20 protein-coding genes are annotated in these 22606 nt (G+C 41.7%); 2 read left to right on the top strand and 18 right to left on the bottom strand.

Going from position 1 to position 22606, the window contains the following annotated elements; translation table 11 throughout:
• Positions 1–314: 314 nt before the first annotated feature.
• The 18 genes from NO991_RS19440 to mnmE form a co-directional block, all read right to left on the bottom strand.
• Positions 315–2144, bottom strand: a complete 1830-nt coding sequence (locus tag NO991_RS19440; RefSeq protein WP_371352316.1) for a choice-of-anchor I family protein — start codon at positions 2142–2144, stop codon at positions 315–317.
• A gap of 143 nt (positions 2145–2287) precedes the next feature.
• Positions 2288–3646 carry a bifunctional UDP-N-acetylglucosamine diphosphorylase/glucosamine-1-phosphate N-acetyltransferase GlmU gene (glmU, locus tag NO991_RS19435; RefSeq protein WP_371352315.1) on the bottom strand — a complete coding sequence of 453 codons (1359 nt, stop codon included), beginning with the start codon at positions 3644–3646 and terminating at the stop codon, positions 2288–2290.
• Positions 3647–3918: 272 nt separating this feature from the next.
• Positions 3919–4341: a F0F1 ATP synthase subunit epsilon gene (locus NO991_RS19430; protein ID WP_054554812.1), complete on the bottom strand. Its 423-nt coding sequence runs from the start codon at positions 4339–4341 to the stop codon at positions 3919–3921.
• A 13-nt stretch (positions 4342–4354) separates the two neighbouring features.
• The gene (gene atpD / locus NO991_RS19425; RefSeq protein ID WP_054554811.1) at positions 4355–5740 is read right to left on the bottom strand and encodes a F0F1 ATP synthase subunit beta; all 1386 of its coding nucleotides are present in this window, start codon (positions 5738–5740) and stop codon (positions 4355–4357) included.
• Between the two features lie 32 nt (positions 5741–5772).
• Positions 5773–6633 carry a F0F1 ATP synthase subunit gamma gene (gene atpG / locus NO991_RS19420; protein WP_054554810.1) on the bottom strand — a complete coding sequence of 287 codons (861 nt, stop codon included), beginning with the start codon at positions 6631–6633 and terminating at the stop codon, positions 5773–5775.
• 59 nt (positions 6634–6692) lie between these two features.
• Positions 6693–8234, bottom strand: a complete 1542-nt coding sequence (gene atpA / locus NO991_RS19415; RefSeq protein ID WP_054554809.1) for a F0F1 ATP synthase subunit alpha — start codon at positions 8232–8234, stop codon at positions 6693–6695.
• Positions 8235–8248: 14 nt separating this feature from the next.
• Entirely contained in the window at positions 8249–8782 is a 534-nt protein-coding gene (gene atpH, locus NO991_RS19410) for a F0F1 ATP synthase subunit delta (protein WP_054554808.1), read from the bottom strand.
• Positions 8783–8798: 16 nt separating this feature from the next.
• Entirely contained in the window at positions 8799–9269 is a 471-nt protein-coding gene (gene atpF / locus NO991_RS19405; protein ID WP_054554807.1) for a F0F1 ATP synthase subunit B, read from the bottom strand.
• Positions 9270–9311: 42 nt separating this feature from the next.
• Complete coding sequence (atpE, locus tag NO991_RS19400; protein WP_010561330.1) at positions 9312–9545, bottom strand: F0F1 ATP synthase subunit C; 234 nt, start codon at positions 9543–9545, stop codon at positions 9312–9314.
• Between the two features lie 56 nt (positions 9546–9601).
• Positions 9602–10459: a F0F1 ATP synthase subunit A gene (gene atpB, locus NO991_RS19395; protein WP_054554806.1), complete on the bottom strand. Its 858-nt coding sequence runs from the start codon at positions 10457–10459 to the stop codon at positions 9602–9604.
• A gap of 15 nt (positions 10460–10474) precedes the next feature.
• Entirely contained in the window at positions 10475–10855 is a 381-nt protein-coding gene (locus NO991_RS19390; RefSeq protein ID WP_054554805.1) for an ATP synthase subunit I, read from the bottom strand.
• Between the two features lie 159 nt (positions 10856–11014).
• Entirely contained in the window at positions 11015–11926 is a 912-nt protein-coding gene (locus NO991_RS19385; RefSeq protein WP_054554804.1) for a ParB/RepB/Spo0J family partition protein, read from the bottom strand.
• A 20-nt stretch (positions 11927–11946) separates the two neighbouring features.
• Positions 11947–12732 (bottom strand): ParA family protein, encoded by a 786-nt coding sequence (locus NO991_RS19380; RefSeq protein ID WP_054554803.1) that lies wholly within the window; start codon positions 12730–12732, stop codon positions 11947–11949.
• A gap of 13 nt (positions 12733–12745) precedes the next feature.
• Entirely contained in the window at positions 12746–13366 is a 621-nt protein-coding gene (gene rsmG, locus NO991_RS19375) for a 16S rRNA (guanine(527)-N(7))-methyltransferase RsmG (protein ID WP_054554802.1), read from the bottom strand.
• A 15-nt stretch (positions 13367–13381) separates the two neighbouring features.
• Entirely contained in the window at positions 13382–15271 is a 1890-nt protein-coding gene (gene mnmG / locus NO991_RS19370) for a tRNA uridine-5-carboxymethylaminomethyl(34) synthesis enzyme MnmG (RefSeq protein WP_054554801.1), read from the bottom strand.
• Between the two features lie 429 nt (positions 15272–15700).
• On the bottom strand, positions 15701–16150 hold the full coding sequence (gene mioC, locus NO991_RS19365; protein WP_371352314.1) for an FMN-binding protein MioC: 450 nt from the start codon (positions 16148–16150) through the stop codon (positions 15701–15703).
• Positions 16151–16736: 586 nt separating this feature from the next.
• Positions 16737–17477 (bottom strand): isocitrate lyase/phosphoenolpyruvate mutase family protein, encoded by a 741-nt coding sequence (locus NO991_RS19360; protein ID WP_166339761.1) that lies wholly within the window; start codon positions 17475–17477, stop codon positions 16737–16739.
• A 146-nt stretch (positions 17478–17623) separates the two neighbouring features.
• Positions 17624–18988 (bottom strand): tRNA uridine-5-carboxymethylaminomethyl(34) synthesis GTPase MnmE, encoded by a 1365-nt coding sequence (mnmE, locus tag NO991_RS19355; RefSeq protein WP_130166143.1) that lies wholly within the window; start codon positions 18986–18988, stop codon positions 17624–17626.
• A gap of 209 nt (positions 18989–19197) precedes the next feature.
• Here mnmE and NO991_RS19350 point away from each other — a divergent pair, with 209 nt between their 5' ends.
• Both NO991_RS19350 and NO991_RS19345 read left to right on the top strand, forming a co-directional pair.
• Positions 19198–21345, top strand: coding sequence for a TonB-dependent siderophore receptor (locus NO991_RS19350; RefSeq protein WP_235374028.1), 2148 nt, complete (start codon positions 19198–19200; stop codon positions 21343–21345).
• 9 nt (positions 21346–21354) lie between these two features.
• Entirely contained in the window at positions 21355–22560 is a 1206-nt protein-coding gene (locus NO991_RS19345) for a PepSY domain-containing protein (protein WP_235374027.1), read from the top strand.
• The last annotated feature ends 46 nt before the right edge of the window (positions 22561–22606 follow it).

The following is a 22606-nucleotide window of genomic DNA, read 5'->3' as shown; positions in this document are numbered from 1 at the left end:
CAACACTTAATTTTAAACTTTCTTTTTAGACCGTTTTAAACCGAAGTTTTACTTAACTCTCTGTCACTTTGTTCAGCCCTTTTCATTGCTGCCCGCCGTGTCAGTGGATGCGCATTATAGGGATACGAAGAATTAACGCAAGCACTTTTTGAAGGTTTTTTTGAATATTTTCAAATTAGTGCAATAACCATACAAATAAAGGGTTACAGAGGGGTTTTAGCTCAAAAAACAGTCATTTTTGTGAGGATAAAATGGCATAGAAAAAGCGACATACATTAAATTAGCTATGTCGCTTTTTATTTTTATAAGGCGGATTAGTTAGTAGAAATTTCCCAAACAGCGATTGAACCCGAAATTTCATTACCAACAACTAGCAATGCTTCATTCGTTGCACTTTGTTCTGCAGGTATAAATGCCATACCTTCAGGAGCAAGATCACCTGTTATATCTGCATCAGCTTCTAGGCCACGATTAAAAAAGTAATCTTGGAATGTCACATTGTATGGATTAGTAATATCAAACACCATAATGCCACCCATACGCTCTAAACCAATAAATGCAAATGTACGTTCGCCAATAGTACCCAGTGCTAACGCTTCTGGTTCTGCACCTTTGTCATCAGAGCGACTATCACCTTCATTTTCATCTTCGTTATTATTGAATGCTGCTCCGTGAACTGATGCAGTAATACGTGAGATTTGATCGCCCGAGTCAAAAACCACCATGCCGTTACTATCCCAGATGGTAAAAGAGCGAGCACCATATGCATAGAGTGATTCATATTCGCCATTATTATCTTCATCACCTTTAACAGTGGTTACTTTTAAACGGCCAATATCACTGTTGTCATTGTTCAGGTAATCAAAATTGCTTGCCAGTGTTAAGTCTTTAGCTCTGGTTTCATCTATATATGATAAACAACCATCATCTTCATCATAATCTAGACCACCCTTTGCTAAACAATCAGCTTCGTCGGTTGTATCAAAGAAGTATTCTCGTGCATCACCTTCGTTCGCTGTGACAATAAAGTTAGCACCTTTCCAAGTAAAGCTTGAAATCGTATCTGGTTGATACATGCCATAGAGACCAGGGTACGATTTAAAGTTAACACCACCGTCTTTATCTGATGCATCAAAAAGTAAATTAGACCAATCTTTAAATCCTAAGCCTTTAAGCTCTAGGCTATTATCTTCAAGATTGACGATAGCAAGGGCGTTATTTTCTTGTAGTGACACGTAGGCAAACTTATTGTCTTTTGAAATGCTGATGTATTCTGGTTCTAAATCCATTGCTACGGTTGTATTAATCAAGTTACCGTTGATTGTTCGACCTGTCGGGTTAGCAAATACGATCCCAAGTTCTTCAAGCTCTGCTTGTTTGTCGTTATAAGCCGAAAAAGTAATGCTAATAGCAGTATCTGCAATTACACCATCATTAATATTAATAATGCTGATAGAGCCTTCAGGGTCAATACTGTAGTCACCATTGGGTTCGCCTTCATTTGCAACCAATACTTTATTGCCATCATGGCTAAAAGTAACCATGTCGGGCAGGGCGCCTACAGTGACATTTTTAATAAACTGAGGCTCGTCGCCACTAATATCATAAAATGCGATTAAACCTGCATCACCGGTATTACTAGCTGCCATTGCAACGGCTAAAAGTTCATTATTAGCATCAATCGCGATACTGTTCGCATCACCCACACTGTGCTCATTAAGTGCAAGGGTAATCTCTGAGGTTAAATTAGTGCCGTTTATAACCCCTTCGTTATCTTTAACTAAAGCTGCACGGTCAAAGCTATCGGCTTTCATGATATTAACGACCGCAGAATCACCGGAACTATTGATAGCAAATATTCGTTGTTTAGATGCTTGGTAAGCAACAATTTCCGCAGCACCTTCAGGGCTTTCTGCGTTCAGCACTGCACGGCCGATAAGATTTATAGTTAAAGCAGCGTTTGCATCTGTACCATTTGCTCCGTCATTTCCGTTTGTACCATCGGTGCCATTTACTCCATCAGTTCCATTTTGACCTGCAGGACCTTGCTCACCTTGTAGGCCGTCTTTGCCGTCGTCACCGTCTAATGAGCAGCCAGAAAGAATGGTTAAAAGTGATAGCGCAATAATTGATCTTTTTAACATTATTATTTTTCCTTGGAATTGTATTAGGGCAATTACAACACGCAGGCATTACAACTATATGGCACTTTTATGAGAACAAAATTTAGCCATAAAAAAAGCGAGTATAAACTCGCTTTTTATTTATAAATTAGTAGGGTAGCTCATTACTTTTTAGTTGGGCGCTTCCAACCAGTAAGGTTACGTTGTTTACCACGAGCAACTGCAAGCTGTTCGTCTTCAACTGTATTAGTAATAACCGAACCTGCGCCAACTGTTGCCATTGCACCAATATTCACAGGGGCTACCAGTGATGAGTTAGAACCGATAAAGGCGTTATCACCAATAATGGTTTTTGATTTATTTACGCCATCATAGTTACAAGTAATAGTCCCTGCGCCAATATTAACTTTTTCGCCAACTTCAGTGTCGCCTAAGTAGGTTAGGTGGTTTGCTTTTGAGCCTTTGCCTAAGCGAGTCTTTTTCATCTCAACGAAGTTACCAATGTGCGAGTCTTCTTCCATAATCGCACCAGGGCGAAGGCGGGCATATGGGCCTAAAGTGCATTTAGCAGCAACACTGGCTTCTTCAACAAGTGAGTTAGCTTTAATAACAACGTTATCGCCGATAGTACAATCTTTAAGTACGCAATTTGGGCCAATTTGTACGTTATTACCAAGCGTTACTTTACCTTCGAAAATAACATTAACGTCGATCAGTACGTCTTCGCCAGTCGTTACTTCACCACGTACATCAATACGAGCAGGATCAGCAAGTGTTGCGCCGTTTAGCATTAGCTCTTCTGCTTGCCATGCTTGGTATGCACGTTCAAGTGCTGAAAGTTGTACGCGATTATTAGCACCTTCAACTTCCATCGGATGCTCAGGCTGTGCAGAAGTAATTTCAACCCCTTCACTGTGTGCCATAGCTACAATATCAGTTAAGTAATATTCACCTTGGGCGTTGTTGTTAGATAGGTTACCTAACCAACGTTTAAGTAGCGCACCATTCGCAGCCATAATACCGGTATTGATTTCTTTAATTGCAAGTTGCTCTGGTGAAGCATCTTTTTGTTCGATAATACCTACTAGCTTGCCATTTTCACGGATCATTCGGCCATAACCTGATGGGTCATCTAAGATAACCGTTAACACCGCTAAACCTTTTTCTGGAGTTGCAGCAAGTAGCTTTTCTAAGGTCGCGCGTTTTGTTAGTGGCACATCACCATAGAGAATTAATACGGTGTCATCATCGGCAATGTGTTCTTTAGCAACAGCGACAGCATGACCCGTACCGAGTTGTTCTTCTTGTAATACCCAGTTTACTTGGTTGTGCGATAGGGCTTCTTGAAGCTGCTCACGGCCATGACCGTAAACAAGATTTGTTTCATGAGCACCAAGGGCAGTGGCATTATCGATAACGTGCTGAACCATAGGTTTGCCAGCAACTTTGTGTAATACCTTAGGTAGAGCAGAGCGCATGCGGGTGCCTTTACCCGCAGCAAGAATAACGGTAGTCAGAGACATTAAAACAATATCCTTCTTTCTTTGTTTTAGGTGTGCAATATTTTGTGAGTTCTGGGAAACATACAAAGTTGTGTAAGTCACATCATGTGTAAATACGCAATCCTAATGTGTTGGACTGAACCTTGAATGAAACAGCTATTCACTATTAATTTACACTATTGTAGCGAGCTTTGATGAAGGATATAAGTATAAATATAAAGTAGGGTGCTAAACGGTGAATTTTAGGCACAAAAAAGCCCACGTTGAGTGGGCTTTTCGAAAACCGAGTAGGCTTACTTTTTACGTAATTGTTGAATTACGCGAAGTTGAGCGATTGCTTCAGCAAGTTGCACTGCAGCTTGTTGATAATCTAACTCAGCAGTTGACGTATTCGCCATTTGCTCTTCAGCATCACGTTTAGCTTTTTCAGCCGCTTGCTCGTCTAGGTCTTCACCACGTACTGCAGTATCTGCAAGAATCGTGATGCGATCCGGTTGAACTTCTAGCGTGCCGCCAGCAATATACATCACGTCTTCGTGACCAAATTGCTTAACTAAACGTACCATACCAGGTTTTAGGGCAGTTAATAATGGAGCGTGACCATAGTTAACACCAAGGTCACCTTCACTACCACTCACTTGAATCGATTCAACCAGACCAGAGAACAAGCTCTCTTCTGCGCTTACTACGTCAAGATGTACAGTCATAGCCGCCATACTACCCTCCTAATTACATGCTTTTGGCTTTTTCTTGAGCTTCTTCAATAGAGCCAACCATGTAGAACGCTTGCTCTGGCATATCATCAAACTCACCGTTTAAGATACCTTTGAAGCCAGCAATTGTGTCTTTAAGTGACACGTATTTACCAGGCGCGCCTGTGAATACCTCAGCAACGAAGAACGGCTGAGATAGGAAACGCTGGATTTTACGTGCACGAGATACAACTTGCTTATCTTCGTCAGAAAGCTCGTCCATACCTAGGATTGCGATGATGTCTTTAAGTTCTTTATAACGTTGAAGAACTGTTTGAACGCCACGCGCTGTATCGTAGTGCTCTTGACCGATTACTAGTGGGTCAAGTTGACGTGAAGATGAATCAAGTGGGTCTACCGCAGGGTAGATACCAAGTGAAGCGATATCACGAGAAAGTACTACTGTTGCATCTAAGTGAGCAAACGTTGTTGCTGGAGATGGGTCAGTTAAGTCATCCGCAGGTACGTATACCGCTTGGATTGAAGTGATTGAACCCGTCTTAGTAGATGCGATACGCTCTTGAAGTACACCCATTTCTTCAGCAAGAGTTGGTTGGTAACCTACTGCTGAAGGCATACGACCTAGAAGTGCTGATACCTCTGTACCCGCTAGAGTATAACGGTAGATGTTATCAACGAAGAAAAGTACGTCACGACCTTCGTCACGGAACTTCTCTGCCATAGTAAGACCTGTTAACGCTACGCGTAAACGGTTACCCGGTGGCTCATTCATTTGACCGTATACTAGAGATACTTTATCTAGTACGTTTGAGTCGTTCATCTCATGGTAGAAGTCATTACCCTCACGAGTACGCTCACCAACACCTGCGAATACTGAGTAACCGCTGTGCTCGATTGCGATGTTACGGATAAGTTCCATCATGTTTACGGTTTTACCAACACCGGCACCACCGAATAGACCAACTTTACCACCTTTAGCGAATGGACATACAAGGTCGATTACCTTGATACCAGTCTCTAAAAGTTCTACTGAACTTGATTGTTCTTCATAAGAAGGTGCTGCACGGTGAATAGACATACGCTCTTCTTCACCAATTGGACCAGCTTCATCAATAGGGTTACCTAATACGTCCATGATACGACCTAGTGTCTTCGTACCTACTGGAACGTGGATTGGCTGACCTGTACCTTCTACTGCAGTACCACGACGTAAACCGTCAGTAGTACCAAGTGCGATACCACGTACCACACCGCCACCTAGCTGTTGTTGAACTTCTAAAGTTAAACCAGCTAAGTCGCCATCTGTTACTTTTAGTGCGTCATATACGGCTGGCACGTTGTCTTGTGGAAATTCGATATCCACAACGGCGCCGATAATTTGGACGACCTTACCTAAACTCATGTCTATTCCTCTCATTAAACTTTGCCGAAGCGTTAAACTGCTGCCGAACCGCCAACAATCTCACTAATTTCTTGTGTGATTGCAGCTTGACGAGCCTTGTTATAAACAAGCTGTAACTCATCCATAAGGTCGCCTGCGTTATCAGTTGCAGCTTTCATTGCAACCATACGGGCAGCCTGTTCAGAGGCAGCGTTCTCAACTACACCTTGGTATACTTGAGACTCAATAAAGCGTACTAACAGAGCTTCTAAAATCGCTTCTGGGTTTGGCTCATATAAGTAATCCCAAGAATGTTGAGATACTTCTTCTTCAGCTTTTGGCAAAGGGAGTAACTGATCGATTGTTGGCTCTTGCTTCATAGTATTAACGAACTTGTTGAATACTACGTATAAGCGGTCAATTTTACCTTCAGAGTATGCATCTAGCATTGTCTTTACAGGACCAATAACGTCTTGTAGTGAAGGTGTATCTCCTAAGTTCGCTTTTTTAGCGACTAACTTACCGCCAAAACGTTGGAAAAAGCCAGCTGCTTTGCTACCTAAAGTAGTAAATTCAGCTTCAACGCCTTTTTCTTTCCACGCTTTAACATCTAGGGCAACTTTTTTGAACTCGTTTGAGTTCAAGCCACCACATAGACCACGGTCAGTAGAGATAACAATATAACCAACTCGTTTTACTTCACGCTCTTCTAAGAAAGGGTGAGTAAAATCAAGATTTGCTTGAGCAACACGACCAATCACTTGGCGTAAGTTTTCAGCGTATGGACGGCTTGACGCCACACGTTCCTGCGCTTTTTTCATTTTAGACGCAGCAACCATTTCCATTGCGCTGGTGATCTTTTGAGTATTCTTGATACTCCCGATCTTGCTTTTAATCTCTTTTCCGCTGGCCATGACTCTCTCTCCGAATCAGGTGGGCTTTAGTTGCCTAAAGCTCACCATTCATAACTAAATTACCAAGTTTGCGTCGACTTGAACTTCTCTAGAAGTTCTTTAAGTTGAGCTTCAATCTCAGCGTTGTAGTTACCAGTTTCATTGATTTGAGCCATTAGCTCTGCGTATGTGCTGTTTGCATAAGAAATTAGGCCAGCTTCGAAATCCATGATTTTCGCGATTTCGATGTCTTTTAGGTAGCCTTTTTCAGCAGCAAATAGCGACAGAGACATTTCAGCAACAGACATTGGTGCGTACTGTTTCTGCTTCATTAGCTCTGTTACGCGCTCACCATGCTCTAATTGAGCACGTGTTGCATCGTCAAGGTCAGACGCGAACTGCGAGAACGCAGCTAATTCACGGTACTGAGCTAACGCTAGACGGATACCACCACCTAGTTTCTTAACGATTTTAGTTTGCGCTGCACCACCAACACGAGATACCGAGATACCAGCGTTAACAGCTGGACGGATACCTGAGTTGAATAAGTCAGTTTCTAAGAAGATCTGACCATCGGTGATAGAGATAACGTTTGTCGGTACGAACGCAGAAACGTCGCCGCCTTGAGTTTCAATGATTGGCAATGCCGTCAATGAACCTGTTTTACCTTTCACTTCACCATTAGTGAACTTCTCAACGTAATCAGCGTTTACACGTGATGCACGCTCTAGAAGACGTGAGTGAAGGTAGAATACGTCACCTGGGTATGCTTCACGGCCTGGTGGACGCTTAAGTAGTAATGAGATTTGACGGTAAGCAACAGCTTGCTTAGATAAATCATCATATACGATTAGCGCGTCTTCACCACGGTCACGGAAGTATTCACCCATAGTACAACCAGAGAATGGTGCTAGGTACTGAAGTGCCGCAGATTCAGAAGCAGATGCAACAACAACGATTGTGTTTTCTAATGCACCGTGCTCTTCTAATTTACGTACTACGTTAGCGATAGTAGATGCTTTTTGACCAACTGCAACGTACACACACTTAACGCCTGTACCTTTTTGGTTGATGATAGCATCGATTGCTAATGCAGTTTTACCAGTTTGGCGGTCACCGATCACAAGCTCACGTTGACCACGACCTACTGGGATCATCGCATCGATAGATTTATAACCAGTTTGTACTGGCTCATCTACTGATTGACGTTCGATAACGCCTGGTGCGATTTTCTCAACAGGTTCAAAACCGTCGTTATCTAAAGCGCCTTTACCGTCGATAGGTGCACCTAGTGTGTTAACAACACGACCAAGTAGACCACGACCAACAGGAACCTCTAGGATACGACCAGTTGATTTAACTTTTACGCCTTCTTTAAGGTCAGCGTAAGGACCCATTACTACAGCACCTACTGAGTCACGCTCAAGGTTTAGTGCGATAGCATAACGGTTGCCAGGAAGCTCGATCATCTCACCTTGCATACAGTCAGCAAGACCGTGGATGCGGATGATACCGTCAGTAACAGATACGATAGTACCTTCGTTACGAGCTTCACTTACAACTTCGAACTGCTCAATACGTTGTTTGATCAGATCTGAAATTTCAGTGGAATTAAGTTGCATGCTCTTTTTCCCAATTACGATTGTAGTGATGTAGCTAAGCGGGCTAATTTGCCACGTACTGAGCCGTCGATTACAGTGTCACCCGCCTTAATGATAAGACCGCCAACAACTGTAGTATCTTCACTACAATTCAGCTTAACTTTGCGTGCGAAACGTTTTTCAAGTGCCGCTACCAATGTTGCTTGCTGCTCAGCAGCAAGCGGTGTTGCAGAAATCACGTCAACGTCGATTTCTTTGTCGTAGTCCGCTTTAAATTCAGCGAATAACTCAGCAACAGCAGGCAGTGCAACTAAACGTCCATTTTCAGCCATCACCTTGATTAGGTTCTGACCTTGTTCGTTGAGCTGCTCTGCACAGATCTTGATAAACAGATCTGCTTGTTCAGTAGCAGTAGGCAATCCAGCTAGCGCGGCAGCGGCTTGCTCGTTGCTGGCAACATGGCCAGCAAAGAACAGCATGTCGTTCCAACTTTCAACAGTGCCTTTTTCAACGGCAAGTTCAAAAGCCGCTTTAGCGTATGGGCGAGCGATAGTAGCCAATTCAGACATGCTCATACCCTCCTAATTACAGCTCAGCGACAAGTTTTTCAACGATGTCACTGTGTGCGGCTTGATTGATTTCGCGCTCTAAAATCTTCTCAGCACCAACCACTGCCAGCGTCGCTACTTGTTTACGTAGTTCTTCTGTTACACGGTTACGCTCTGCTTCGATTTCAGAGTGCCCTTGAGCAATAATTTTTTCACGCTCTTGTTGACCACGAACAGTTTCTTCGTCAACGATTAGCGTGGCACGCTTTTTAGCTTGTTCAATGATATCAGCCGCTTGAGCTTTTGCCTCTTTAAGCTGCTCAGCAGCTTTCTTTTGCGCAAGTTCTAAGTCTTTTTCGGCTCTATCAGAGGCAGCTAAACCATCTTCGATTTTCTTCTGGCGAGCTTCAATTGCACCATTTAGTGGTGGCCATACGTATTTCATACAGAAAAGTACGAAAACCGTAAATGCAATTAATTCACCGATAAGAGTGGCTGTTAAGTTCACGACCGCTCCTCCTTAAAATAGTAAGCTGTTCAAAAAATAATATTAAAGTACGAACAACAATACCATTGCGATACCAACACCGATCATAGCTACGGCATCGATTAGACCAGCAAGGATGAACATCTTAACTTGTAATGAAGGTGCAAGTTCAGGTTGACGAGCACAAGCTTCTAGGAATTTACCACCCATGTTACCGAAGCCGATAGCAGTACCGATTGCACCGAAGCCGATAAGTAGAGCAACAGCGATGTACTTAAGACCAATCATTAGTTCCATTTTTTTCTCCAAAGTTTCAATTGTAAATTAAAGTTAAAATTTAAAAGTGTAAAAAATTAGTGATTATCTGAGCTTGCCATGCTTAGGTAAACGATTGTAAGCATCATGAATACGAATGCTTGCAGTACGATTACTAAGATGTGGAATACAGCCCAAATAAAGTGCAACGGTAGTTGCATTAAACCAACTGCGCCGATCAAGATGAAAATCAACTCACCAGCATATAAGTTACCGAATAAACGCAGTGCTAACGAGAACGGCTTAGCAACTAAAGCGATTGTTTCTAGTAATAAGTTACATGGGATTAAGAACACCATCGCTAGCTTGTTATTAGAGCTAAACGGGTGAAGGGTTAATTCAGCTAAGAATCCGCCAATCCCTTTGATTTTGATTGCGTAACCGATCATCAGAATGAATACACCAATAGCAAGTGCAGCAGTCATGTTGATGTCTGTTGTAGGTACAATCTTCATGTAAACATCGTGAGAATCCATACCAAATGCTTGCTCGCCAACGAAGCCAGCGAATGCAGGTAGGAAATCAACCGGAATCAAGTCCATTAAGTTCATTAAGAACACCCAAACGAAAATCGTTAGAGCTAATGGAGCGATTAATGCGCTTTTACCGTGGTATGTGTCACGTACGTTGTCGCCAACGAACTCAACGATCATTTCAATGAAACACTGAAATTTACCAGGTACACCGGTATTTGCTTTCTTAGCGGCACTACGGAAGATCCATAAAAATACAAGACCTAGACCGATTGACCATGCGAGGGTATCTATATTCCATGTCCAGAAACCACTGTCTGCACACGCTTTGTTGAAGGCAAGACCAGCGTCGGTCGAGCACATCTTAGCGTTAGTTAAGTGGTGCTGAATATGGCTTGATAGAGTTACTTCTTCTGCAGCCATGTTATATCCCAAAAGTTAATGATTAAAAAAAACGGGCGCAAACAATCCGCTAAATAACACCAATACATAAACACAGAAAAACGGTAATAAAACGACCGTGTAAGACTTCAGTATCAGTGCAAACAAAACGATTGTTAGCATAAATTTTAATCCGTTGCCGCGCTTTAGCGAGGCATACACTTGATTTACTCGACTTGCACCCATATAACGGAATGCATAGACAGCAAATACAAAATTAGGGAGTAGTGCAACAGCTCCGCCAGCAAGCGCTGACTGGCCGGCATTGACTCCCCAACCTATAAAAACAATTACTGCAGCGATTAATGCTACGATACCCTGAAGACAAATTAATTTAAATGCGGCAAGCCTATACGGCCTTGCTAACCTATTAGTCACGTTTTGTTAACCTTTAGAACGTTAAATTGTCAGGGTATGAAAACTGGCGAAATTATACTGATTCCTACCAGTTTTGCAACTTGAGTCGACCCTTTGTAGTGCAAAAACACCACAAATGTCTCTTTTTGGACATGTTATTAATTAATGACGGGAATAGTCTTAATTTATACGGCTTAAAATGCCATCCAACTCATCAAGAGTTGTATAAGAGATAACCAGTTTGCCTTTGCCTTTTTTATTGTAGTTTATTTCTACTTTGGCGCCTAAATTTTCAGCAAGTTTTTGTTCTAACTGTTTGACATCCGGATCTTTTTCTTGCACTTCTTTTTTCGGAGCTGGTTCTAAAATAGAGCGAACTAATTTCTCAGTTTCACGAACAGTCAACGCTTTAGCAACCGCTAATCTAGCAGCATCTGACTGCGCTTCGCCTTCAAGTGCCAATAAACAACGTGCATGACCCATTTCGATGTCGCCATGTTCTAACAAGATTTTAACATCTTCGTTAAGGTTATTTAGACGTAGTAAATTAGTCACAGTCGTACGCGATTTACCAACTGCTTCGGCGACTTGTTGATGAGTGAGTTCAAATTCGTTAAGTAAACGATTCAATGCAATCGCTTCTTCCATCGCGTTTAGGTCTTCACGTTGGATATTTTCAATCAATGCGATCGCAACGGCTGCTTCATCTGGTACATCTTTGATGATACATGGAACAGCATCTAATTTTGCAAGTTGAGCAGCACGCCAACGACGTTCACCAGCAATAATTTCATATTTGTCTGCACCAATTTGGCGCACAACAATTGGCTGAATGATGCCTTGAGCACGAATTGAGCTGGCTAACTCTTCTAGCGCTTCTTCAGACATGTCTTTACGCGGTTGATATTTACCCGATTGTAAAAACTCAATCGCTAATTTTTGCAGCTCACCTTTGCTTTGCTCTGCAACTACTTCAGAGACTTGCTCTGGTGTTGCTGTCGCTTGTTGCTGATTATTTGCACTTGGGGCAGGTTTTGATGAACTTAATAAAGCGTCGAGTCCTCGGCCTAAACCGCGTTTTTTAGCAGACATGTTATTTTTTTACCTCGAAGTTAGGCTACTGCTGAAGATGTTTTCTCTTTTCTACGTAACATTTCGCCGGCTAGGGCTAAGTAAGCTTTAGCACCACTTGATGCACGGTCATAATACATGGCAGGGGCACCAAAACTCGGCGCTTCTGCTAAACGGACATTACGTGGGATAACGGTACGATATACTTTATCGCCAAAATGTTGTTTGAGTTGTTCTGATACATCATTTGCAAGGCGATTGCGCGGATCATACATGGTGCGCAAAATCCCTTCAATTGTTAACGCTGGATTTACTAGCTTAGATAACTGCGTAATGGTATCCATTAATGCCGTTAAACCTTCAAGGGCATAATACTCACATTGCATCGGAACTAAAATCGAATCTGCGGCAGCCATGGCATTAACAGTAAGCATGTTAAGTGAAGGCGGGCAGTCGATAAAAATGAAATCGTATTGATCTTGAATTTGTTCAAGCGCATTACGTAAACGCACTTCACGAGCAAACAATTCCATTAGTTTAACTTCAGCGGCAGTCACATCGCCATTAGCAGCAATTAAGTGATACTCACCTGAGGTTTCTTTATTGATCACTTCATCGATTGGTGTTTCTTCAATCAATAAATCGTAAATAGTCGCAACATCACCGTATTTATCGACACCACTACCCATGGTAGCGTTTCCTTGCGGATCAAGATCGATTAATAACACTTTACGCTTCGTCGCGGCCATCGATGCCGCGAGATTCACAGCGGTGGTTGTTTTACCAACACCACCTTTTTGGTTTGCTAATGCGATGACTTTTGCCACAGTGCTCTGATCCCTAGTCTTTAGATAGAATGATTAGATGTCTTTGCGCATCTAACTCAGGTACTTCCAAGCTGATTTTTTCATCAAACTTAATACCTTTAGGTAATGAGTCTAGTTCTTCGCTCGGAAATACGCCTTTTAAGGCGATAAATTTACCTGAATGATCAATCAAGTGCGCACACCAGTCAACCATATCTTGTAAAGAGGCGAATGCACGACTTAATACACCATCTAATTTAACACTTGGTTGATATTCTTCAACTCTAGACTGCACTGGGGTTACATTTTCAAGACCAAGTGCATGTTTTACCTGCATCAAAAAGCGTACGCGTTTACCTAAACTATCTAACAATACAAATTGTGTATCAGGTAAAGCGATGGCTAATACGATACCCGGTAAACCAGGACCCGTACCTACATCAATGTAATGTTTGCCTTTAAGGTGTGGTGCAACAACTAAGCTATCCATAATATGTTTAACCATCATTTCTTCAGGTAAACGAACAGAGGTTAAGTTATACGCTTTGTTCCACTTGTCTAATAATTCAACATATTGCACAAGTTGTTGTTGCTGTTTTTCTGTTAGCGCAATATCAGTTTGCGCTAACAGCGAAGTTAATTGTTGTTGTAACACTGTATTCCTCACCAACTACGCAGTCTTGCGCAGTAAGCCTTGCTTTTTCAGATAGACTAATAATAGCGAAATAGCAGCAGGGGTGATACCTGAAATACGTGACGCTTGGCCAATTGTATCTGGACGACTATCAGTAAGCTTTGCGATAACCTCATTTGATAAACCAGAAACAGTTGAATAATCAAAGTCTTTTGGTAATACAGTTTGTTCATGACGTAGCTGCTTATTGATCTCATCTTGCTGACGAGCAATATAGCCTGCGTACTTAGTATGGATCTCAACTTGCTCAAGTGCAGCTTGGTTATCAAACTCAGAACCTAAACCATCGATTGCCATTAAGTCGTTATAACGAATTTCAGGACGACGGATCAGATCTTCAAGGCTCGCTTCACGAGTCAGTGGTGTTTTTAATAACGCGTTTACTTGATCAACAGCAACATGATCTTTGTGGATCCATGTTTCTTTTAAACGTTGCGTTTCTTTTTCGATGATTTCCATTTTTTCGTTAAATGCAGCCCAACGAGCATCATCAACTAAGCCAAGTTCACGGCCTTTTTCAGTTAAACGAATGTCGGCATTATCTTCACGAAGTAATAAACGGTATTCAGCACGGCTAGTAAACATACGGTACGGTTCTTTAGTACCTAATGTTGCTAGGTCGTCAATGAGTACACCTGTGTATGCTTCATCACGACGAGGTGTCCAAGACTCTTTGCCTTGTACTTGTAATGCGGCGTTCATACCCGCAATTAAACCTTGTGCGCCTGCTTCTTCGTAACCGGTTGTACCATTGATTTGGCCTGCGAAGAATAAACCATTAATAAACTTAGTTTCTAATGATTGCTTTAAGTCGCGCGGATCAAAGAAGTCATACTCAATCGCATAACCAGGACGACAAATGTGTGCATTTTCAAAACCAGTGATTGATTGCACAATTTCAAGCTGTACATCAAACGGTAAGCTCGTTGAAATACCATTTGGATATAATTCGTATGATGTTAAACCTTCAGGCTCAACAAAGATTTGATGTTTGTCTTTATCAGCAAAACGTACGATCTTATCTTCGATTGAAGGGCAGTAACGTGGACCAATACCTTCAATTACACCTGAATACATAGGTGAGCGATGTAAGTTATTGCGGATCACATCATGTGTTTTTTCATTTGTATAAGTGATGTAACACGGGATCTGCTGTGGGTGATCCGATTGTTTACCCATAAATGAGAATACAGGCGTTGGGGTATCACCTGGCTGTTCTTGCATCTTGCTAAAATCAACAGTACGCGCATCAATACGAGGAGGCGTGCCTGTTTTTAAGCGATCAACACGGAAAGGTAATTCACGTAAACGCTCAGCAAGTGCAATAGAAGGTGGATCACCGGCACGACCGCCTTTGAAGTTCTCTAAACCAATATGGATCTGACCACCTAAGAAAGTACCTACGGTAAGAACCACAGAAGGCGCGCTAAAACGAAGACCCATTTGCGTTACAACACCGATTACTCGATCACCTTCAACGATTAGATCGTCACATGATTGTTGGAAGATCTTTAAGTTTTCTTGATGTTGTAAAGTATGTTGAATAGCTGCTTTATACAAAGCACGGTCAGCTTGTGCACGTGTAGCACGTACTGCAGGACCTTTAGATGAGTTTAAAGTACGAAATTGAATACCGCCTTTATCAATAGCCTGAGCCATTGCACCACCAAGAGCATCGATCTCTTTAACTAAATGGCCTTTACCAATACCGCCAATTGCCGGATTACAAGACATTTGACCAAGGGTATCCATATTATGAGTTAGCAATAGGGTATTCATGCCCATGCGAGCAGATGCTAATGCAGCTTCAGTACCTGCATGTCCACCACCTACAACAATAACATCAAAACGTTCGTGAAAAATCATTTATGGGATCCTACTTAATCGACCAGCAAAACTTTGTAAAGGGAGCGTATTCTACCTAGAAATTTAGAGAAGATAAATGATTAAACAGTGCTCAAGATCTAAGTGGGTGATCTCTAATAATATAAAGGATCTTTTAAAGAGATCTTTTATTACTCTTACTACTAGTAACAGCTAGATCTGTTGATAATGTTCGCTTTACCATTTAAAACATGATCTTAACGCAGATCTAAAGGTGTTAATATGATCGGATCTTCCCGCGTAAAAGCTTTGATCAAAAGGGCTATTTATACACAGGGCAATATCGATTGGATCTTATCCAAGGGATAAACTAGGTTAAAATCGCAGTTAGATCAGTGTTTATCCACAATCTGATCTAAATTATCAGTAAATTGTGGGTAACTTTTATAACAACGATCAACACCGATCGGCTTAATTGAGCCCTGCTGATTCGATCCAGCTTGGTAACCAGGCTAATGCCGTGTCTTCTGGCAATGCTTCATCAAGAATATTGAGCTCTAAGCGTTCTGCCACGCGGTTTGCGCCTTTATTAGCTAATAACTCATCTAGATTACGGCCTGCATAGTTATAGGTGTCGTAACTAGTGTCACCTAATCCGATCACACTGTAGTTTAATCCTTCAAGATCAGCCTGTTGGTTAATAGATTCAACAAATGGCAGTAGGTTCTCTGGGTAGTCTCCAGCGCCGTATGTAGAAGTACATAACAACCAAATAGTATCTTGCTGATCAATATCATCAAATACAGGCTGTTCATGAAGCTGCACTTGGATCCCTTGTTGTTCAAGGGCTTCTGCTAGTTGCTCTGCCACGTATTCTGCAGATCCCATTTGGCTGCCAACGATGATATTTACTGATTGCATGTGATTGATCATGTATAGAAATAAGTGGCCACATGATAACTAAGTTAGGGTGTGAGTAAAGCGTTGAATTACGATCTGAATAAGTTTTTCTGCTTAAAATGACAGCTTTAATTCAATGTTTTTTATAATTTACTGTTTTTAATGGTTTTTTATATTTATTCATAAATTAAACCCTTTGATCAAGCTGTTGATAAATTTGGGGAAAGTTCTGATCAAGCTAAATATTGGAAACTGTATAACTTTGCTAAGTTGTTGATCTTTAATTGTGTGTAAGCGCTTAAATTTTCAGATCTGATAAAAATAGTGAGTATGATCGTTTTGTGGATAGATCGCTTGTTGATAACGATCGGTTTGCAATTTGCGATCAATAAAATAGATCGAAAAAAACTTAAATAAGCGCTAATAAAGGCTGTTTTTAAGAAAATTAGTTATCAAAAAGGGCTGTTGTATGAAAATAAATTCAAATTTTCGCGTTTTTTTATGATCAAATCAGCCTTTAGATCTAAAAAAGCCCCAAATATGGATAACATTTTTAGCTAAATTCGATCTTAAAAGCTGTTTTGATCTGATTTTTTAGCTCGCTAAGTTAGTTTTCGATCTGAGTTAAACTGGTTTTTATCGTATTACCGACTAGATCATAGAGCGAATTACCCAATGAAAACCGTTTTGCACCACCAGCGAAAGCGGCTTTTGCTGAGTTAAAATTGCTCATTGCCATCACATTTAATGGCATATCTATTGTGTTAGCTAAGCTGGTTATGTGCTCTATGTTAGTTAAGCCGGGCACAAACAGACCGTCTGCACCTGCATCTTGATACGCTTTCGCTCGCTTTAATGTTGCTTGAAAAGGGGAGTCACTAACAAAGTAGGTATCGGTTCTGGCGTTTATAAATAAACCACCGAAGCCATTTTCGTTAAGTGCTTTTTTTATCTCACGAATAATAGTGCATTGCTGTTCGGTAGATCTCAGTGCGTTAGTGTCTTTATCTGAGTCCTCTATGTTGATGCCTACAACTCCTAACCTTGCTAACGCTAAAATGTTTTCGCTAATTTGCAGCGGATCGTTACTGTAGCCTGACTCTATATCCACAGAGAGTGGAATATGAAGGTGTTCGGTTAAGCTTTTAACCAGCGCTAACTGAGTTTGAAAAGAGATGTTTTCACCATCAGCTAACCCTAAACTTGCCGCAATTCCCCAGCTGGTTGTTGCTACGGCTTTAGCTCCCGCAGCTTGGATGAATTGTGCTGAACTAAGATCCCATGCATTAGCGAGTACAAAGCCCCCATGCTGGTGGTGTAATTGGTGAAAGAGTTGATATTTGTCCATGATGTCCTCCGTTTAATGACATCGCTAGACTAATTGATATGAGGTTTATTACTGGCTGGTTTCGGGCCTGAACCGATAATTGATTACTGGACTAAAAACAAAAAAAGAGTCTTGCGACTCTTTTTTATAATATTGATGACCGGAATTTATTTACCGATACAGAACGAACTAAAGATTTTCCCTAGCAAGTCATCAGAGGTAAATTCACCAGTTATCTCATTTAAGAACTGTTGAGTTAGGCGTAATTCTTCAGCCAAGATCTCACCAGCAATATGCATCTCTAATTGCTCTTTGCCTGTGTTTAAATGATAGGCAGCATGATCAAGTGCATCTAAGTGACGACGGCGTGCCATAAATCCACCTTCTGTGGCGCCTTGGAAACCTATACATGCCTTTAAGTGAGTACGAACTAACTCTATACCCTCTGCATTTTTAGCACTCAAACGGATCACCGGATATTGATCATGTTCATCCATACCGACATTTTCACCGGAAATATCGGCTTTATTTCGGATCACAGTAACACCCATACCCTCTGGTAACTTGGCCATAAACTCTGGCCAAATATCATGAGGGTCAGTGGCTGATGTATCAGTGCCGTCTAACATAAATAGTACGCGATCGGCTTGGTTAATTTCATCCCATGCGCGCTCGATACCAATTTGCTCTACTTTATCTGGGCTTTCACGCAGGCCTGCGGTATCAATAATATGTAGTGGCATACCATCAATGTGGATATGTTCGCGTAATACGTCACGTGTTGTACCCGCTATTTCGGTAACGATGGCTGCATCACGGCCAGCTAACGCATTGAGTAGGCTTGATTTACCAGCGTTAGGGCGACCCGCAATAACAACACGCATACCTTCACGCATGATGCTACCTTGTTTAGCTTGCTGAGTTACATTCTCTAATTGATCAATGATGGCATTGAGATCTGTTGATACTTTACCGTCTGATAAAAAGTCGATTTCTTCATCAGGAAAATCAATTGCAGCTTCAACATACATACGTAGGTGAATGACTTTCTCCACCAGCGTTTCAATATGTTTAGAGAATTCACCTTGCAGTGATTGGAGGGCGCTTTTTGCTGCCTGTTCACTGGTTGCATTAATTAAATCGGCAATTGCCTCTGCTTGAGTTAAATCAAGCTTATCATTCATAAATGCGCGCTCAGAGAACTCACCTGGCTTTGCTAAACGTACACCGTCAATTTGGCTAATTTCTTTTAATAGCATATCTAATACGACAGGGCCGCCGTGACCTTGTAGTTCTAGTACGTCTTCGCCGGTAAATGAATTTGGCCCTTGGAAGTAAATAGCAATACCTTGGTCAAGCTGTTCACCGCTCAAGCTTTTAAATGGCACATAGTCTGCGTAACGCGTTTTAGGACAACGGCCAATAATCTGTTCTGCCACTGTTTTAGCTAAGCTACCAGAGACGCGAATAATACCAACCCCACCACGTCCTGGTGCGGTCGCTTGTGCTGCAATTGTGTCTTGATTAATCATGCGATGAAATAATGCCAATAAAAGAATGAATGCTGGCTCTATTGTAACCTATGGCTTAATTTCATGCGAATAGCTGTTTGAGTAATGAGGTAGCAAAAGTCTGATGTAAGTAATACTTTATTTAGCTTTAATTAATAATAAACACTCATTGAAAATGATAACTATATTCATTAACATGTTGCGCATTCTAAATCTTATCGTTTTTTATTATGCGTCTTTCTGCTGTTTTTATTGCACTTGCTGCTGGTTTTTCGGGCGTTGCCCATGCTCAAACTGAAGTGACTACTTCGGATCAAAGTGATTCAAAAGAACTCGAAAAAATAGAAGTTGTTGGCCGTGCGTTCTCTTTATATCGCCCAACAGAGTCAAGCTTTGCTACTCGTACTAATACACCTTTAGAGAAAATTCCTCAGTCAATTCAAATTTTGCCGCAGGAGCTGATTAGTGATCAGGCTGCTCGCCAAATTACCGACCTTTATAGCAATATAGCTGGTGTTAATGCCTTTAGTTATTCAGGCGTGACATTCCGTGGTTTCCGCCAAGATGAGATTTTATATGATGGTGTAAAGGGCGACCCTTTCAATGGCTTTGCTGTACCGCAATTATTTAATATTGAACAAGTTGCGGTGTTAAAAGGGCCTGCTGGCGCTATATACGGTAGTGGTAATCCGGGTGGTATTATTAACTATGTAACTAAGAAGCCTAAATTCACCAGTGAACACAGTATTGAAGTTGAAGTAGGTAATGATGACTTCTTCAGTGGTGCATTAGAAAGCACTGGAACATTGAGTGAATCACTTGATAATCATGCTTACCGTGTTGGTCTTTACCGTGATACTGAAAAGCCATTCCGTGCTAATACTAGCAGCGATAATACCATTGTTGATCTTGGTTATACGTGGCTTATAAACAGTGCAACCGAATTAACCACTCAGTATACCTATATAGAGCAAGAGTTGGGTGGGGCACGTTTACGTGGTGTACCTGCTGATGATAACGGTAATTTTCTAACTGATATTAGCTGGAATCATAACGAGGCGACAGACTTTCAAAATGTTGAAGCCCATGTCTATCAGGCAACTTTAAAACATGAGTTTAATGATGTTTGGCGCACAGATGTCACAGCACGTTATTTTGATAACAAAGAAGTGCAAAACTATCATGAACCAAGAGGCCTCGTAGATACAGATGACGACGGTATTGTTGATTGGAGCCATCGTGAGTTTCGTGATCAAGTTCGTGAGAACGAAGGCTTTAGCTTAACAGCTAATGCGATTGCGGAGTTTGCATTTGCTAATATGCAGCATCAAGTGCTGTTTGGTAGTGATTGGTATGAACATGATTTTGAAAGCGTCTACCGTACAGCTACGCAACAAAGTAAAGGTGGCCCAGTACCAGGACTTGATCTTAACAACCCTGAGTATGGTTTAACCTCTGCTGATGATTATGATCTTGATAGTATTACCCCACGGCTTGGCAAAACGAATAGCACCCGCTTTGGTGCGTACTTACAAGACCAGCTAGATATCACCGCTAATTGGAGTGTGACTGCTGGCTTAAGGTATGATCGTTTTGAAGACAAAGATCTGTTAAATCAAACCGAGTTTTCTGATAGCGACTTAACCTACCGTATTGGTACCAGCTATAACATTAACGATATGTTCTTCCCTTATGCGCTACATGGCACTGGCTTTGTGCCGCAAAGTGCCAGTAATCAGGAATCAGCAAAGGGCGGTCCGTTCTCGCCAGAGACTAGCCGTATTAACGAGTTAGGCTTAAGAACCAAACTATTAGCAGATACGCTTGCTGTTAATATGGCTGTGTACGATATTGTCCGCGAAAACATCCTACAACCTAGCTTATTAGGTGATGTTGCAGGTGACGGCGTTGATGATTTAGTTGCCGTTGGTGAAGTACAAAGTAAAGGTTTTGAACTCGAGGTGGTTGGCGATATTACTGATAGCTGGGTAGTGACTGCAAGCTACGCTTATAATGATACCCGTATTACTGAAGCAAACGACAGTATTACCAATCAAATTCCTGATAGCGATAAATTTGCTAACGCGCCGCAAAATACTCTAGGTATATGGACACGCTATGAGCTACCTAGCTTATCGTCATCTATTTCTGCAGGCTTAGATTATGTTGATGAACAGCTTAGTTTAGGCGGTCAACGTGTTAAACCTTACACTGTTTACAACATGGCGTGGCAAACAACCGTTGATAACTGGCAATGGCAGCTATCAGTTAAGAACCTATTTGATAAAGAATACGCAAGCAGTGGCTTTATCGAACGAACAGGGCACTTTCCTGGTGAACCACGTCGTGTTTATTTAAGTGCTAAATACAGCTTTTAATGGTGGCGTGTGAACGCTAAAAGTTGGTTTAACTTACATTCTTGGGCAGGACTCTTTGTTGGAGTCCTGCTTTTTGTTACCTGCGTATCGGGAACACTCGCTACGTTAAGTCATGAACTCGAGTACTTAACAGACGCTAAGTACCGTGCATTAACTTCTTCTGCCTCTACTAACTACCTAGCTATCGAAAACACCCTTAATCAGCATTATCCGCAAGCTCAATTACTTTATATCCAACGTCATAAGCAAGATTACCTTGCCATTGAAGCGGCCCTTAAAGTCGGTGATTCATTTCGCTTTGTATATTTAGATGCTGCAACGGGTCGCTTACTCGGTGAAGGAGAGTGGGCGCGGATATCGCGGTTTTTACGTAACTGGCATATGAACTTGTCGATGGGCTGGGCGGGTAAATTAATCGTCACCAGTTTGAGTATTTTACTCGTTATTTTATTGGTTTCGAGTTTTTATGTGTATCGGCGCTGGTGGCAAGGCTTTATGAAAAAGCCTGCTGCGCTAAGCCTAGATAAACGTAGTAGTTGGTCTGATTGGCATAAGCTGTTAGGGCTTTGGAGTTTATGGTTTATTGCTGTGATGGCCATCACAGGGGTTTGGTATCTGGTAGAACATGGGCTGCAAACCGCGAAGATACCTCACTATGTCTCTAGTCCACCAGCTGTGAGTGAGTTTAAGAAACAAAGCCCTCGTAAAGGTCTATCGCCAATTAGTTTAGCTACAGCTTATGAAGCCGCTAAACAGGCATTTCCTAGCCTTGATATTCGCTATATTCGTTATCCTAATAAAGCGGATCAGCCTATTGAAGTGCGTGGTTATAACGATGATATTTTACTGCGCCTGCGTGCTAACCGGGTTTATTTAAAACCAAGCTCCGGTGAAGTTCTTGGCATACAAAAAGGGGAAGAACTAAACCTGCTTCCACGAATTAAAGACACCGCTGATCCGCTGCACTTTGGTAACTTTGCAGGCATTGGTACCAAGCTTATTTGGGGGCTATTTGGTGCATTGATGAGCTTTGTAAGCGCTGCTGGCATCTATATGAGTTGGCTTAGGGTTAAGCGTAAATCAACGGCTGTAAAGTGGCTTGGTTTATCTGGGGTGGTTGCAATCGGCTTGGTAGTTGCTTCACTTCTAACAACAAGTTTGAGCTTTACTGAACGCAGTGTGCCTAATCAAGTTTATTCTCCTATTCTCGGTTAGCTTTTTTCAGGCATTAAAAAAGGCGCAGTTAGCGCCTTTTTATTGG

This window comes from Pseudoalteromonas sp. DY56-GL22 (assembly GCF_041414715.1).
Lineage (GTDB): Bacteria > Pseudomonadota > Gammaproteobacteria > Enterobacterales > Alteromonadaceae > Pseudoalteromonas > Pseudoalteromonas simplex.
The sequence above is the reverse complement of the archived record's forward strand: the minus strand, read 5'-3'. Positions and strand labels throughout refer to the sequence as shown.

Excerpts from the sequence above, each read along its gene's own strand:
- NO991_RS19440 (WP_371352316.1), bottom strand. The coding sequence starts at position 2,144 with ATGTTAAAAAGATCAATTATTGCGCTATCACTTTTAACCATTCTTTCT.
- glmU (WP_371352315.1), bottom strand. The coding sequence starts at position 3,646 with ATGTCTCTGACTACCGTTATTCTTGCTGCGGGTAAAGGCACCCGCATG.
- NO991_RS19430 (WP_054554812.1), bottom strand. The coding sequence starts at position 4,341 with ATGGCGGCTATGACTGTACATCTTGACGTAGTAAGCGCAGAAGAGAGC.
- atpD (WP_054554811.1), bottom strand. The coding sequence starts at position 5,740 with ATGAGTTTAGGTAAGGTCGTCCAAATTATCGGCGCCGTTGTGGATATC.
- atpG (WP_054554810.1), bottom strand. The coding sequence starts at position 6,633 with ATGGCCAGCGGAAAAGAGATTAAAAGCAAGATCGGGAGTATCAAGAAT.
- atpA (WP_054554809.1), bottom strand. The coding sequence starts at position 8,234 with ATGCAACTTAATTCCACTGAAATTTCAGATCTGATCAAACAACGTATT.
- atpH (WP_054554808.1), bottom strand. The coding sequence starts at position 8,782 with ATGTCTGAATTGGCTACTATCGCTCGCCCATACGCTAAAGCGGCTTTT.
- atpE (WP_010561330.1), bottom strand. The coding sequence starts at position 9,545 with ATGGAACTAATGATTGGTCTTAAGTACATCGCTGTTGCTCTACTTATC.
- atpB (WP_054554806.1), bottom strand. The coding sequence starts at position 10,459 with ATGGCTGCAGAAGAAGTAACTCTATCAAGCCATATTCAGCACCACTTA.
- NO991_RS19385 (WP_054554804.1), bottom strand. The coding sequence starts at position 11,926 with ATGTCTGCTAAAAAACGCGGTTTAGGCCGAGGACTCGACGCTTTATTA.
- mnmG (WP_054554801.1), bottom strand. The coding sequence starts at position 15,271 with ATGATTTTTCACGAACGTTTTGATGTTATTGTTGTAGGTGGTGGACAT.
- mioC (WP_371352314.1), bottom strand. The coding sequence starts at position 16,150 with ATGCAATCAGTAAATATCATCGTTGGCAGCCAAATGGGATCTGCAGAA.
- NO991_RS19360 (WP_166339761.1), bottom strand. The coding sequence starts at position 17,477 with ATGGACAAATATCAACTCTTTCACCAATTACACCACCAGCATGGGGGC.
- mnmE (WP_130166143.1), bottom strand. The coding sequence starts at position 18,988 with ATGATTAATCAAGACACAATTGCAGCACAAGCGACCGCACCAGGACGT.
- NO991_RS19350 (WP_235374028.1), top strand. The coding sequence starts at position 19,198 with ATGCGTCTTTCTGCTGTTTTTATTGCACTTGCTGCTGGTTTTTCGGGC.